15 protein-coding genes are annotated in these 13,798 nt (G+C 73.4%); 1 reads left to right on the top strand and 14 read right to left on the bottom strand.

What is annotated here, in order from left to right; all coding sequences use genetic code 11:
• Positions 1-5: 5 nt before the first annotated feature.
• Genes lpdA through pdhA form a run of 4 tightly spaced genes read right to left on the bottom strand, consistent with a single transcriptional unit; the run spans position 6 to position 5,224 of the window.
• Complete coding sequence (gene lpdA, locus NITAL_RS11455; RefSeq protein WP_052666339.1) at positions 6-1,496, bottom strand: dihydrolipoyl dehydrogenase; 1,491 nt, start codon at positions 1,494-1,496, stop codon at positions 6-8.
• Between the two features lie 15 nt (positions 1,497-1,511).
• Positions 1,512-3,092, bottom strand: a complete 1,581-nt coding sequence (locus NITAL_RS11450; protein ID WP_052666338.1) for a dihydrolipoamide acetyltransferase family protein — start codon at positions 3,090-3,092, stop codon at positions 1,512-1,514.
• 42 nt (positions 3,093-3,134) lie between these two features.
• Complete coding sequence (locus NITAL_RS11445; RefSeq protein WP_052666337.1) at positions 3,135-4,106, bottom strand: alpha-ketoacid dehydrogenase subunit beta; 972 nt, start codon at positions 4,104-4,106, stop codon at positions 3,135-3,137.
• Positions 4,106-5,224, bottom strand: coding sequence for a pyruvate dehydrogenase (acetyl-transferring) E1 component subunit alpha (gene pdhA / locus NITAL_RS11440; RefSeq protein WP_052669615.1), 1,119 nt, complete (start codon positions 5,222-5,224; stop codon positions 4,106-4,108). Before pdhA ends, NITAL_RS11445 begins: the two co-directional genes overlap by 1 nt.
• Positions 5,225-5,625: 401 nt before the next feature.
• Here pdhA and NITAL_RS11435 point away from each other — a divergent pair, with 401 nt between their 5' ends.
• On the top strand, positions 5,626-6,039 hold the full coding sequence (locus NITAL_RS11435; protein ID WP_052666336.1) for a universal stress protein: 414 nt from the start codon (positions 5,626-5,628) through the stop codon (positions 6,037-6,039).
• On the opposite strand, the gene NITAL_RS11430 is transcribed toward NITAL_RS11435, so the two are convergent.
• From NITAL_RS11430 to NITAL_RS11385, 10 genes are all read right to left on the bottom strand, one after another.
• A complete protein-coding gene (locus tag NITAL_RS11430) occupies positions 6,024-6,398 on the bottom strand; it encodes a hypothetical protein (RefSeq protein WP_211262351.1) in 375 nt (124 codons plus the stop codon). The genes NITAL_RS11435 and NITAL_RS11430 overlap by 16 nt on opposite strands.
• A 138-nt stretch (positions 6,399-6,536) precedes the next feature.
• Positions 6,537-7,331 carry an enoyl-ACP reductase FabI gene (gene fabI, locus NITAL_RS28500; protein ID WP_052669614.1) on the bottom strand — a complete coding sequence of 265 codons (795 nt, stop codon included), beginning with the start codon at positions 7,329-7,331 and terminating at the stop codon, positions 6,537-6,539.
• On the bottom strand, positions 7,328-7,804 hold the full coding sequence (locus NITAL_RS28495; protein ID WP_052666334.1) for a 4'-phosphopantetheinyl transferase superfamily protein: 477 nt from the start codon (positions 7,802-7,804) through the stop codon (positions 7,328-7,330). Before NITAL_RS28495 ends, fabI begins: the two co-directional genes overlap by 4 nt.
• Positions 7,801-8,403 carry a lysophospholipid acyltransferase family protein gene (locus NITAL_RS11415; protein WP_211262349.1) on the bottom strand — a complete coding sequence of 201 codons (603 nt, stop codon included), beginning with the start codon at positions 8,401-8,403 and terminating at the stop codon, positions 7,801-7,803. The genes NITAL_RS28495 and NITAL_RS11415 overlap by 4 nt, the downstream gene beginning before the upstream one ends.
• Positions 8,404-8,531: 128 nt before the next feature.
• On the bottom strand, positions 8,532-10,013 hold the full coding sequence (locus NITAL_RS11410; RefSeq protein ID WP_052666332.1) for an acyl-CoA carboxylase subunit beta: 1,482 nt from the start codon (positions 10,011-10,013) through the stop codon (positions 8,532-8,534).
• 38 nt (positions 10,014-10,051) lie between these two features.
• Positions 10,052-11,332: a beta-ketoacyl-ACP synthase II gene (gene fabF, locus NITAL_RS11405; protein ID WP_052666331.1), complete on the bottom strand. Its 1,281-nt coding sequence runs from the start codon at positions 11,330-11,332 to the stop codon at positions 10,052-10,054.
• The gene (locus NITAL_RS11400; protein WP_052666330.1) at positions 11,329-11,574 is read right to left on the bottom strand and encodes an acyl carrier protein; all 246 of its coding nucleotides are present in this window, start codon (positions 11,572-11,574) and stop codon (positions 11,329-11,331) included. The genes fabF and NITAL_RS11400 overlap by 4 nt, the downstream gene beginning before the upstream one ends.
• Positions 11,575-11,656: 82 nt before the next feature.
• Complete coding sequence (gene fabG / locus NITAL_RS11395; protein ID WP_052666329.1) at positions 11,657-12,388, bottom strand: 3-oxoacyl-ACP reductase FabG; 732 nt, start codon at positions 12,386-12,388, stop codon at positions 11,657-11,659.
• The gene (locus NITAL_RS11390) at positions 12,385-13,497 is read right to left on the bottom strand and encodes a beta-ketoacyl-ACP synthase III (RefSeq protein WP_211262348.1); all 1,113 of its coding nucleotides are present in this window, start codon (positions 13,495-13,497) and stop codon (positions 12,385-12,387) included. The genes fabG and NITAL_RS11390 overlap by 4 nt, the downstream gene beginning before the upstream one ends.
• Positions 13,494-13,736, bottom strand: a complete 243-nt coding sequence (locus NITAL_RS11385; protein WP_052666328.1) for a hypothetical protein — start codon at positions 13,734-13,736, stop codon at positions 13,494-13,496. Before NITAL_RS11385 ends, NITAL_RS11390 begins: the two co-directional genes overlap by 4 nt.
• Between the last annotated feature and the right edge of the window lie 62 nt (positions 13,737-13,798).

Genomic DNA, 13,798 nt, shown 5'->3' with positions numbered 1-13,798 from the left:
CGACGTCAGTGGGCGTGGAACGGCAGGTCGGCGGCGACCTGGAACGCCTCGCCGAGGGCTTCCTCGAGGGTGGGGTGGGCGTGGGTGATGGCCGCCAGCTCGACGGGGAGGGCCTCCCAAGCCGTCGCGAGCGTGGCACCACCGATCAGGTCGGTGGCGTGGGGGCCGACGATGTGGACGCCGACGACGGGTCCCGAGGCCTGGCCGCTCGGGTCGAACCCGACCCCGGGTGAGCCCGCCTCGGCACCGTCGGCGAGGTGGACGACCTTCACGGTCCCGTCGGAGCCGGCGAGGATCCCCTTGGCGTTGCCGCGGAAGGAGACGGAAGCGACCCGGACCGCGTCATCACCGTGTCGCTCGCGTGCCTCGGCCTCGGTGAGGCCGACGGAGGCGACCTCCGGGTGCGAGTAGGTCACCCGTGGCGTGTGGACGTGGTCGACTGGCTGCACGTCGGCGATGCCGGCGATCCGGTCGGCGACCACGAACCCCTCGGCGAACGCGGCGTGGGCCAGCGCCAACGTCGGGCGCACGTCGCCGACGGCCCACAGCCCGGGGACCTCGGTGGCGCCGTAGGGATCGGTCACCACGAACCCGCGCTCGTCGAGGACGCCGAGCTCGGCCACGCCGATGTCCGCGGTCCGCGGTCCACGGCCGGTGGCGACCAGGACCCGATCGGCCTCGAGCGTCTTCATCTCGTCGCCGATCTGGACCTCGACGGTGGCGCGCTCGCCGTCGCGGGTCACCGCGCCGACGCGAGCGCCCGTCAGGACGTCGATGCCACGACGCTTGAAGGCGCGCTCCAACAGCTTGGAGGAGTCGGCGTCCTCCAACGGCAGCAGCCGGTCGAGCGCCTCGACGACGGTGACCTCGGTGCCCATCGGTGCCCACATCGTGGCGAACTCGACGCCGATGGCGCCGCCGCCGATGATGACAGCCCGCTCCGGCGGGGTGGTGAACCACAACGCCTGGTCCGAGGTCTGCACCACCTCACCGTCGATCTCGACACCGGGCAGCGAGCGAGGCTGCGACCCGGTGGCCACGATCACGTGCCGCCCGCTGACGGTCGTCACCTGACCGTCTGCGTCGGTGACCTCGACCGCCAGACCGTTCCCGTCCCGCACGACACGGCCGCGGCCGCGGTGCAGCGTCGTGCGCTTCTCGGTCAGGCCGACGAGGCCCTTGTGCAGCCCGGAGATCACCCCCTCGCGGAACGCCTGCAGGCCGTCACCGTCGACGCCGTCGAAGGTGAGCTTCAGACCGAGCACGTCGGCGCGGTGGACCTCCTCGAGGACCTCGGCCACGTGCAGCGTCGCCTTCGAGGGGATGCAGCCCCGGTGCAGGCAGGTGCCACCGATCTGCGCTTCCTCGACCAGCGCCACGTCCAGGCCCCGGGCGTGGGCACGGAAGGCGGTCGCGTAACCCCCCGGACCGCCGCCGAGGACGACGAGGTCGGCTCGTGCTCGGGCCGCGGAAGGGTCGTGCTGCTGCTCGGGCACGTGGGTCCCTCCGGGTCAGGCGTGCAGGAGCAGCCGGGCGGGCTGCTCACAGAGGTCACCGACGTAGGTCACGAAGCGACCGGCTTCGCCGCCGTCGGAGAGGCGGTGGTCGAACGCCAGCGTGAACCGGCACGTGCGCCGGACCGCCAGCTGCCCATCGACGACCCAGGGCCGTTCGCGCATCGAGCCGACGCCGAGCAGCGCACCCTCCGGGTGGTTGATGACCGGGTCACCGTCGTCGTTGCCGAACGCGCCGTAGTTGGAGACCGTGAAGGTCCCGCCGGACATCTCGGCGGGGGTGAGCTTGCCGTCCCGCGCTGCGGTGGCCAGGCGGTTCAGCTCGGCCGCGATCTGCAGCGTGGTCAGCCGGTGGGCGTCACGGATGACGGGCACCACGAGGCCCCGCTCGGTGTCCGCCGCGAAGCCGAGGTGGATGGCCTCGTGCAGGTGGATCTCGCCGGGGTCCGACCCCTCGCGACCGACCATCGAGGCGTTCAGCGTCGGGAAGCGGCGCAGCGCGACCACCACCGCACGCAGCACCACCGCGAACGGGGTCACCTTGACGTCGTGGCCGTCCTCGGCCGCAGCCGCCGTCAGGTCACGGCGCAGCTGCCACAGGTCGGTGACGTCCGCCTCGCGCGAGCAGGTGGCCTCGGGGATGGTGCGCCGCGAGAGCTCCATCTTCTCGACGATGCGCTTGCGGATCCCGGCGACGGGTTCGACGTCCCCCGGGGTGCGGCCACGGAAGCCCGCCGCCACCGCGCCACCGCGTTCCGCGGGCGGCGCCTCGGGGGCCGCACCGTTGCCGGACGGTCCCGTCGTGGCCGGTGCGGGTGCCGGTGCCGTGGTGACCGCCCTGCCATCCGCGGCGGCGCGGACGTCGTCACGGGTGATGACCCCGTCGGGCCCGCTGCCCGGCGCGATGGCCGCCAGCTCGACCCCGAGGTCCTTGGCCAACTTGCGCACCGGCGGCTTGGCCAGGACACGAGCCGGCGCGTCGGAGGCGGCCGGCGCATCGGACTCGACCGCGCCGGCGCCACGGCGGCGACGGCGCGTGTCCCCACGCTGTCCGTAGCCGACCAGCGGCTGCGGCTCGGCCTCCGCATCCAGGCCGGTCGACGGCCGTTCGGCCTCCAGATCCTCGGCCGGACCGGCCTCGACGATCACCTCGAGGTCGTCGGCGGAGGGGTCGTCGGCGGCGGTCGGCGGCGTCCCGGCGTCGCCTCCTGCTGGGGCGCCAACGTCGTCACCGGCGGCGGCCGTCCCTGCCGCCACGTCGTCGCCTCCTGCTGGGGCGCCAGAAGCATCGCCTCCTGCTGGGGCGCCAGAAGGATCGACTCCTGCTGGGGCGCCGACACTGGTGTCCACACGCAGGAAGACCGAACCGACCTCCAGGGTGTCACCGACCTCGCCCATGCGCTCGACGACCCGCCCCGCGAACGGGGAGGGCACCTCGACGATCGCCTTGGCGGTCTCGATCTCGGCGACCGTCTGGTTGAGCTCGATCACGTCGCCGACGGCCACGTGCCAGGCGACCACGTCGCCCTCCTCGAGCCCTTCACCGAGGTCGGGCAGCTTGAAATCACGGATGCTCACGGGATGTGCCTCCCGAGGCAGGCCCTCACCGGGCCGCCCCTGTCAGTAGCTCAGGGTCCGCTCGACCATGTCCAGGATGCGGTCCACGTTCGGCAGCCAGTACTCCTCCAGCTTCGCGGGGGGGTACGGGGTGTCGAACCCGGTCGCACGCAGCACCGGCGCCTCCAGCGAGTAGAAGGCGCGTTCCTGGATGCGGGCCGCGACCTCCGCGGCGACGCCGAACGAACGCGCCGCCTCGTGGACCACCACGGCCCGACCGGTGCGTTCGACCGAGGCGACTATTCGCTCCTCGTCGAGCGGCGACAGGGACCGCAGGTCGACGATCTCGAGGTCCCAGCCCTCCTCGGCCGCCGCGTCCGCCGCGTCCAACGCCGTGCGGACCATCGGGCCGTACGCGAAGACGGACACGTCGCTGCCCGCCCGCCGCACGACCGCCTCACGGGCCGGCGCCGTGGTGACCGGCAGCTCCACGTCCGACTTCATCCAGTAGCGACGCTTCGGCTCGAGGAACACCACCGGATCGTCGCTGGCGATGGCCTCGCGCATCATCGAGTACGCGTCGTCGGGGTTGCCCGGGCTCATGACCTTCAGGCCCGCGGTGTGGGCCCAGTAGGCCTCGGGCGACTCCGAGTGGTGCTCGACCGCACCGATGCCACCGCCGTAGGGGATCCGCAGGGTGACCGGCAGCTTGACCGTCCCCCGGGACCGGTTCGGCATCTTGGCCAGGTGCGACACGATCTGCTCGAACGCCGGGTAGGTGAACCCGTCGAACTGCATCTCCGGCACCGGCCGCCAGCCGTACATCGCCAGACCGATCGCGGTCCCCACGATCCCGGATTCGGCCAGCGGCGTGTCGAAGCAACGCGCCTCGCCGAACGTGGCCTGCAGCCCGTCGGTGACCCGGAAGACCCCACCGAGCTTGCCGACGTCCTCACCGAACACCAGGACCCGGTCGTCGTCCTCCATCGCGTCCTTGAGCGCCCGGTTTATGGCCTGCGCCATCGTGACCGTCATCAGGCGTCACCTCTCTCGGAACCCGCGTCGAGCTCGGCCCGCAGCTCGGCCCGCTGGCGCTCGTAGTGGCCGGTGTCGTCCACGTAGACGTGGTCGAACACCTCCATCGGGTCGCCGTGCGGCGCGTCGTAGATCGAGTCGCGCAGGGCCGTGGCGGCCTCCTTGCCGGCCTCGTCACAGCTGGCCTCGAGGTCGTCGCTCCACAGGCCGCGGTGACCGAGGAAGTTGCGCATGCGCAGCAGGGGGTCGGTCTTGGCCGCGTCGGCGAGCTCGTCCTTGGTGCGGTAGCGCGACGGGTCGTCCGAGGTGGTGTGCGCCTCCATCCGGTAGGTCATCGCCTCGATGAACGTCGGTCCCCCGCCGCGGCGGGCGCGTTCGACCGCGCGCTTGGTCACCGCGTACGAGGCCAGGACGTCGTTGCCGTCGCACCGCACGCCGGGCATCCCGTAGCCGATGGCCTTGTGCGCCAGCGTCGGCGCCTTGGTCTGCCGGTCGAGCGGCACCGAGATGGCGTACTGGTTGTTCTGCACGAAGAAGATGACCGGCGCCTCGAACACCGCGGCGAAGTTCATCGCCTCGTGCGGGTCCCCCTCGGAGGTCCCGCCGTCACCGAAGTAGGTCAGCGCCACCAACGGGTTGTCGTCGAAACGGGCGCCCATCGCCAGCCCCGTGGCATGCAGCGCCTGGGTGCCGATCGGGATCGACAGCAGGCCGAAGTTGTACTCGTACGGGTCGTGGTCCGACAGCCACGTGCCGCGGTAGAGGTGGAGCAACGCACCGGCGTCGACCCCGCGGACCACCGCCGCCCCGAGCTCGCGGTAGCTCGGGAAGATCCAGTCCTGCTTCGCCAGCGCGGAGGCCGACCCCACCTGAGCGGCCTCCTGACCGAGGCAGGAGGCGTAGACCCCGAGCTGCCCCTGCCGCTGCAGGTTGATCGACTCGCGGTCGAGGCGCCGGGTCACCGCCATCCGCCGGTAGAGCTCGACGAGCTCGTCGTCGCTCAGGTCGACCGGATGGTCAGGATCCTCGTGGAAGGTCCCGTCAGGTTCCAGGAGCCGCACCGGCTCCGAGGTCGGAAGGAAGCCGTCGGGGTCGGCTGACGATCCATCCTTGGTCACCTGGAGCACCTCGCTGTCGAGCAGCTCGCTCACGTCCCGCTCCTCGTCCTCGGGGGCGGTCCCGGGGTCGCCGGGCCGCCCGCTAACGGCGGTCCACGGGCCGGTCGGTGGCGGCGGTGCCGCGACCGCCGGTCGGGCGGTGCGGTCCGACGCGGCGACGCGTCGGGCTCCCAACGTTGGGCTCCCTCGGGACGCGGCTGCACGTCCCGCCCGTGCGAGAACGGCCTCCTCGCACCGCCCGCGGCCCTCGGGCGGGGTCACCGCCGTACGGTCCGAAGGCGACGCTCGTGCGCCGTCCACGGGGGCACGGTAGTCACCCGAGGCAGGGTCTCGCCGGTGAACGGCCGGCCGGCGCGCACCCACCCAACTAGGCTCGACCGAGACCGACGAGGAGTACCAACGTGCGTATCGTGGCCGGCTTCCTCCGCTCCGACGAAGGGCGCGCTGCCCTCGATCGAGCCATCGAGGAGACACGCCTCCGTGACGGGGAACTGCTCGTCGTCCACTCCATGAAGGGTGGGGAGCGCGACGAGGAACGGCAGGTGGTGACCTACCGCGAGGAGTTCGAGCAGCTCGAGAGCCGGCTCGCCAGCGAGGGCATCTCCTACCGCCTCGTGGAGTACGCCCGCGGGAACTCCCCCTCGGAGGACCTGCTGCAGGCCGCCAAGGACGAGGACGCCGGGCTGCTGGTGATCGGCATCCGTCGCCGGTCCCCGGTCGGAAAGCTCGTCCTCGGCTCGAACGCGCAGGACATCCTGCTGCAGTCGGACTGCCCGGTGCTCGCGGTCAAGGCTGGCGGTCAGGCCGACCAGTAGCTCAGCCGGATCACGTGCCCGGCATCGGTGACCTCCTCCTTGAGGTCATCGGCCAGGGCGCGGGCCACGTGCAGCGGTCCGACCGAGCTCGGGGGGCAGCGGCCGTCGACGATCTCGATGTCGACGCGGTCATCGCGTTCACGAACGCGGACCTTCAGCGGCTGCGACGGCCCACGGTCGAGGGCGTCGCAGAGGACCTCGTGCACGGCGAGGACGACCTCGTCGTGGCGCGCGGCACCGATGCACCTCGCCACGACGTCGCCGACGGTCCGCGCGACCGACCGCGGGGCGATCGCGGCGGGCGTCACCGTCGCCGCCAGGCGCGTACACGCGTCGGGATCGTCCGCCGCTGCTGACACGAGCACGGGAGCCTCACTGGATCGTCGAGCGGACCGAGCGTTCCACCTCGGCCCGGGCGTGCTCCCCCGGTGTTCGGACGGTTGGTCGAGCGGTCCCCGACCGCGCAGCACCGACCGAGGGGCGGCGCTGGCGACGGGTCAGCGCGAGCCCGCGCCGATCGCGTGGACACCGCCGTCGACGTGGACGATCTCGCCGGTGATGCCCGGCGTCCAGTCCGACAGCAACGCACAGACGGTGCGCGCCACCGGTTCGGGGTCGGAGCTGTCCCAGCCGAGCGGCGCACGTTCCTGCCAGATCGGCTCGAAGCCGCCGAACCCGTCGATGCTCTTGGCCGCCACGGTCTGCAGCGGGCCCGCCGCGACCAGGTTGACCTTCACCCCGAGCGGGCCGAGCTCGCGAGCCAGGTAGCGGGACGTGGCCTCGAGGCCGGCCTTGGCCACCCCCATCCAGTCGTAGGTCGGCCACGCGACCGACGCGTCGAAGTCGAGCCCGACGAGCGAGGACCCGTCCGCCGCAGCCAGCAGGTCACGGAAACCGCGTCCGAGCGCCGCGAAGGAGTAGGTCGAGACCTGGACGGCCGTCGCGACGTCCTCCCACGGCGCGTCGAGGAAGCCCCCGCCGATGCACGACGACGGGGCGAACCCGACCGCGTGCAGCACGCCGTCGACCTTGCCCCACCGCTGCTCGAGATCCTTGGCGACGGCGGCGATGTCGGCGTCCGAGGTGACGTCGAGCTCGAGCACGTCGGGAGGTTCGGGCAGGCGGGACGCGCTGCGATCGGTCAGCCGCCGGGCACGGCCGAAGGAGGTCAGCACGACCTCGGCGCCCTGTTCCTGCGCGACGCGGGCGACCGAGAACGCGATGGAACGGGGATCGAGCACCCCGGTGATGAGCAGCTTCTTACCCTCGAGCAGCACGGACGCCTCCTTCAGATGGGAGCGGTGGGAGCGGTGGGAGCGGTGGGAGCGGTGGGAGCGGTGGGAGCGGTGGGAGCGGTGGGAGCGGTGGGAGCGGTGGGAGCGGTGGGAGCGGTGGGAGCGGTGGGAGCAGGCGTCGCGCCGACGACGACCGCGATCGCGACCCCGCCGTCGTGGGACAGCGAGCACGACCAGTCGGTGGCCTGGCCGTGGAGCAACAGCTCGGGTGCGCCGCTGGCGGCACGTCGGACCTCGACGGCGTGGAACGGCAGGCGCAGGTCCCCGATGGCCTTGCGTGCCGCCTCCTTGGCCGCGAAACGTGCGGCCAGTCGCGCGCGCCCCGTCGGCGAGTCGAGGCGCACACCACCTCGCTCGCAGTCGGCGACCTCGCCGTCGGTGAAGACCCGAGCGACGAACCCGGCCCGGCGCTCCGCGACGGCTGACAGCCGGGCCACGTCGACCACGTCGCATCCGGTCACGACCTTCACGCGCCGCCCCCGATCGGCGAGAAGTCGTCCGCCCGCTCGAACCCCGACAGGTCCACCAGCCGGTCGTGCAGCTCGTCGGTGAACGCGCGGCGCGCCCGCGGCGTGTCGGCCGCCGGCGCCGCCAGCGGGGGGCCGAAGCGCACGGTCACGTGGCCGCCACGCAGCCGCGGGCGGCGCCCGATGGGCCAGACCTCGAAGATGCCGGTCACGGCCGTGGGGACCGTGACGGCGCCGCTGCCGGCGGCCAGACGAGCCACCCCGCTGCGCAGGCGGTGGACCCGCCCGTCGCGGCTGCGCGAACCCTCCGGGTAGACGGCCACGGCACGGTCGTCGTCGAGCAGGTCCGCCAGCACCTGCAGCGCGGCCGCGTCGGCGTCACCGCGACGCAGCGGCACCATCCCGAGCCGTGGCAGCAGCGGCCCGACGATCGGCATGCTCACCAGCCGGAGGTCGCCGAGGAAGTGGACGGGGCGCTCGAGCGCCACCCCGATGGCCAGCGAATCGGCGTGCGACTGGTGCGTGGAGCCGAGGAGCACGGGCCCCGATGCCGGGACGTGGTGGGCCCCCTCGACCTGGAGGTGGAGCCAGGTCCGCAGCACGGGCCGCAGGCTGCGGCGTACCAGCGACCGTGCGCCGGGGACCATCGCGTCCGGCGGGGCCGAACGAACGCCCGAGGGGCCGGCCCCGGTGCGCACCGGCGCCGAGGTCACGGGACGGCCAGCGGCGGTCACTGGGGCAGGTTGTCGTGGACGAACCCGGGCTGACGAGCCCCCCGCAAGGAGCGCAGGAGGGCGACCAGGGCCGGACGTGTGTCCTCGGGTGCGATGACCTCGTCGACGCTGCCGCGCCGAGCCGCGACGTCGACGTGCATCGCGTCACGGCGGTAGCCGTCGACCAGCTCCTCGCGACGGTCGGGCTCCTGTTCGATGGCGCGGCGGAACACGATGTCCGCGGCCCCCTCGGCGCCCATCACCGCCAGCTCGGCGCCCGGCCACGCGAGCACGGCGTCGGCACCGATCGAGCGCGAGTTCATCACGATGTAGGCGCCACCGAAGGCCTTGCGCAGGACGACGGAGATGCGCGGGACGGTCGCCGACGTGAACGCGTGCAGCAGCTTGGCGCCCTTGCGGATCACCCCGCCGTGCTCCTGGGCGGTGCCCGGCAGGAAGCCCGGCACGTCGACCGCGACCACCAGCGGGATGCCGAACGCGTCGCAGAACCGCACGAACCGGGCACCCTTCTCGCTGGCGGTGCCGTCGAGGACGCCGGCGAGCCACCGGGCCTGGTTGGCCACGATCCCGACCGTGCGGCCGTCGATGCGCGAGAAGCCGACGACGAGGTTCTGCGCCCAGTGGGCCTGGACCTCCAGGAACCGGCCCCCGTCCACGATGCCGCGGATCAGGTCGCGGACGTCGTACGGCGCACGGCCGTCGGCGGGCACGACGGCCCGCAGGTCCACCTCGGGTGGCTCCTCGACGGGCGCCTCCGTGGGTGCTGCCCACGCCGAGTCCGGCAGGTACCCGAGCAGCTCGCGTGCGACGGCGAACGCCTGCTCATCGTCGTCCACGACGAAGTGAGCCGACCCCGACCGCTCGCTGTGGACCTCGGGCCCGCCGAGGGACCGGGCATCCACGTCCTCGCCGGTGACGGCCTTCACCACGCGGGGACCGGTGAGGAACATCGACGCCTCGTCGCTCATGATCGTGAAGTCCATGAGGGCAGGCGAGTAGGTCGCTCCACCCGCGCACGGGCCGAGCAACAGCGCGATCTGCGGGACGCGGCCCGAGGCGGCGACGTTGGCGGTGAAGACCTGGCCGTACCCGTCGAGGGCGGCGACGCCCTCCTGGATACGTGCCCCGCCGGAGTCGTTGATCCCGATGACGGGCACGCCGCCGCGTGAGGCCTGCTCGATGCTGCGCGCGATCTTGTCCGCGTGCGCCTCGCCGAGGGAACCGCCGAGCACTCGGCGGTCCTGGGCGTACACGTTGACGGCACGGCCCTCGACCGCGCCGGTGCCGGCGACGACGCCGTCCCCGTCGGGGTGACGCTTCTCGAGCCCGAAGCCGCTGGCACGGTGGTGACGGGCCGACCCGAGCTCGACGAACGAGGACGGGTCGAGCAGGCGTGACAGCCGCGCCCGCGCCCCGTCGCCCGGCTGCAGGGCGGTGGGATCGAGGGAGAACGTCTCGGTGCGGGTGGCCTCGCTCACGGGGCGCTCCGGGGGGATCGGGGTGGGACGGGGCTGGGTCACGCTCGGGTCAGGACGAGGGCAGCGTTCTGGCCGCCGAAGCCCATGGACGTCGACAGCACCGCATCGAGGGCGACCCCGCGGGGGCTGCCGGCGACGACGTCGAGGACGATGTCGGGGTCCTGACGGGTGAGGTTGGCGGTCGGTGGTACGAGTCCGTCACGCATGGCGAGGATCGCGAACGCCGCCTCGACGGCGCCGGCGGCACCGAGCAGGTGGCCGGTCACACCCTTGGTCGAACTGACCGCGATGGCGTCGAGGGCGTCCCCGAGCACGGTCCGCAGCGCACGCGACTCGGCCACGTCGTTGAGCGGGGTGGACGTGCCGTGGGCGTTGATGTGGCCGAGGTCGCTCGGGGAGATCCCCGCGTCCTCGAGCGCACGCTGGATCGCCAGCACCGCGCCGCCGCCGTCCTCGGGAGGTGCGGTCGCGTGGTGGGCGTCGGCGGAGGCACCGGCCCCGGCGACCGACGCCAGGACCGTGGCACCACGGGCTGCCGCGTGAGCCGCGGACTCCAGCACGAGCACGCCCGCACCCTCACCCATCACGAACCCGTCGCGGTCCACGTCGAACGGCCGCGAGGCCGACGCGGCGTCGGGGTTGCGGGACAGGGCACCCATCTGCGCGAAGGCGCTGACCGACAGCCCGGTGATCCCGGCCTCGACCCCGCCGGCGATCACCACGTCCGCCGAACCGCTGCGGATCAGGTCGCGCGCGACGTGGATCGCCGACGCGCCGGCCGCGCAGGCGGTGTTGACCGTCAGGTTGGGCCCGCGGGCACCGGTGCGGATCGCGACGGTGCCGGCCGCGGTGTTCGACAGCATCTTCGGGACGAACATCGGGCTGACCCGGCCGGGCCCCTTGTCGAGGTAGCGCGGGTACTCCTCGGCCCAGGTCTCGGCGCCGCCGATGCCCGAGCCGAGCAGCACACCGACCCGGTCGGGGTCGGCGCCGGTCACCCGGTCGGGGTCCTCGTCACCGGTGAGGCCCGCGTGCTGGACCGCCTCACGGGCCGCCAGCAACGCCAGGTGCGTGAAGCGATCGAGGCGCCGGTTCGCGCCACGACCGAGCTCGGCGTCGGCGTCGAAGGCCGGCACCTGACAGGCGATGGTGACGGGTGTCCCGGCCGCGAGCAGCCCCTCGTGGGGTGCGGCCGCCGACTTGCCGGCGAGCACGCCCTCCCACGACTCGGCCAGGCCACGGCCGGCCGGCGTCACGAGGCCGAGCCCCGTGACGACGACATCGCGCCCCGAGCTGGTGCGGGTGGTGGCGTCGGTCACGCCGCGGCCTGCTTCTTGGCGGCAACCTTGTCGATGGCGTCCTGGACGGTGCGGACGTCCTCGAGCTCCTCGTCCTCGAGCTTGACGCCGGTCTCCTCTTCGAGCACGAGGGTGAGCTCGACGACGTCGAGCGAGTCGAGGCCGAGCGCCTCGAAGGTGGCGTCCGGGGTGACGTCCGCTTCGGGGACACCGAAGGTGTCGACGAGCAGCGTGGTGAAGGTGGACAGCAGGTCCTGGCTCATGGGGTCGCTCCTGTTGCGGTCGGGGTGGTGCGGGTCGTGCAGGTCTGGTGAGGTCGCGGTGGGCCCTCGTGATGCGGGCCGGTCACATCGCGGCGCCGCCGTCGACGGGCAGGACGGCGCCGGTGATGGCGCCTGCCTCATCCGAGGCGAGGAACCCGACGGCGGCGGCGACCTCGTCGGCGGTGACGGCCCGGCCCGTCGGGGCGAGGCCCAGCAGCGCCTCGCGGGCTGCGTCGGGCAACTCGTCGGTCATGGCGGTCTCGACGAACCCGGGCGCGACCACGTTGACGGTCACGCCCTTGCGGGCGATCTCTCGTGCCAGCGACTTGGTCAGGCCGATCAGGCCCGCCTTCGACGCCCCGTAGGCCGTCTGCCCCGGGTTGCCGCGGAGGGCCACGATCGAGGCGATGTTGACGATGCGGCCGTGGCGTGCGCGCATCATGGGACGCAGCGCGGCGCGCGACAGCAGGTAGGCGCCGCGGAGGTTGACCTCGAGGGTGCGGTCGAAGCGCGTCGGGTCCAGACGGAGCAGCAGGTCGTCGTCGGCGACGCCCGCGTTGTTCACCACGACCGCGAGGGTCCCGAGCTCGGCCGCTCGGGCGACGGCCGCCGTGACCGACTCCTCGTCGGTGACGTCGAGGTGGACGGCCTCGGCCGAGGCACAGTCGGCGACGACCTTCTCGGCGGCGTCCCGGTTGCCGCCGTAGCCGACGAGGACGGTGTGGCCAGCAGCCGCCAGGTGCCGGCAGATGGCGGCGCCGATGCCGCCGCTGCCGCCGGAGACCAGCGCGATGGTGGGGGGCGACGTGGTCACGCGTCCTCCTCGATCGTCCGCAGGAGCAGGTCACGGGTGGGGTCGTCGTCGGGGTCGGTGGTCAGGTCGGCGGTGACCGCCCGCTCGCCGGCGCCGGAACCGTCCCAGGTCAGCAGGCACGACGCCCAGGTCAGGCCGGCCCCGAAGGCGGTCAGCAGCACGGTCGCGCCGGGGACCAGGCGACCGCGGTCGCGGGCGTCGGCCAGCGCGAGCGGCACGGAGGCCGCGGAGGTGTTGGCGTGGGCGTCGACGGTCAGGTGGCTGCGCGACGGATCGATCCCGAGGCGTTGCACCACCGCGTCGAGGATGCGCGCGTTGGCCTGGTGTCCGACCAGGAGGTCGACGTCGGCGATCTCGAGATCGGCGGCGTCGAGCACCGCTCGCGAGGAGGCGACCATGCGGGTGACCGCGTGCCGGTAGATGTCCCCGCCACGCATCCGCAGGTAGGGGTCCCCATCGGCGGATCCCGGCGTGATCGGTGTCCGCGTCCCGCCGGCGGGGCACCACAGCATCGACGGGTCCGCCCCGTCCGAACCGAGGTCGAAGGGCCCGAGGCTGGCACGCTCGTCACCGACGAGCACCGCGGCACCCGCGCCGTCGCCGAACAGGACGCGGACGGCACGGTCTTCGGGGTCGACGATCCGGGTCATGGTCTCGGCACCGATGACGAGGACGGCGCCGTCACCCGTCGCGGCCAACGCCCCGCCGACGCGCAGCCCCGTCACGAAGCCGCTGCACGCCGCGTTGACGTCGAACGCCGACACCTCGGTGCCGAGCGCAGCGGCGACCAGCGGCGCCGTGCCCGGGACCTTGTGGTCCGGGGAGGTCGTGGCGACGATGACGGTGGTGAGGTCCTCGACGCCGAGCCCGGCGTCGGCGAGCGCCGCCTTGCCGGCCGCGGTCGCGAGGTCCGAGGTCGCCTCGTCGGGGGCGGCGACGTGCCGCTGGGCGATCCCGGTCCGCGAGCGGATCCACGCGTCGGAGGTGTCGAGCACGGTGGCGAGCTCGTCGTTGGTGACCACGCGCGACGGCAGCGCCGAGCCGAGTCCGGCGACGCGGACCGGCAGCACCGTGGCGCTGACGTGGGAGCGCGGGAGGGGGGAGGTCACGCAGCGGTCCCGCGGGTCACCCAGACGACGGCGTCCCCGGCGTCGACCGGCTGGGTCGGCCGCAGCATCGGGCCACCGACCCGTCCGGCGGTCCGGGCGCGCAGCTCGTGGTCACGGCCACCGGCGTGCACGCGGGCGACGACGTCACCCACCCGGACGGGGGTGTCCGCGGCGAGGTGATCGGTCAGGCGCCCCGCGACGGGGGTGCTGACGATGCTGCAGGCGGGGATGGGGATCATGGTCGACTCCTCGGAAGGGTGGTGGAAGGGGTGGGAAGGGGATGACGGGCGCGGCAGCGCGG

The sequence above is a fragment of the Nitriliruptor alkaliphilus DSM 45188 genome, assembly GCF_000969705.1.
In the GTDB taxonomy this organism is placed as follows: Bacteria; Actinomycetota; Nitriliruptoria; order Nitriliruptorales; family Nitriliruptoraceae; genus Nitriliruptor; species Nitriliruptor alkaliphilus.
This window is presented reverse-complemented; position numbering and strand designations above follow the sequence as displayed.

Coding starts and splice junctions, on each gene's coding strand:
- NITAL_RS11445 (WP_052666337.1), bottom strand. CDS start 4,106: ATGACGGTCACGATGGCGCAGGCCATAAACCGGGCGCTCAAGGACGCG.
- NITAL_RS11400 (WP_052666330.1), bottom strand. CDS start 11,574: ATGAGCCAGGACCTGCTGTCCACCTTCACCACGCTGCTCGTCGACACC.
- NITAL_RS11385 (WP_052666328.1), bottom strand. CDS start 13,736: ATGATCCCCATCCCCGCCTGCAGCATCGTCAGCACCCCCGTCGCGGGG.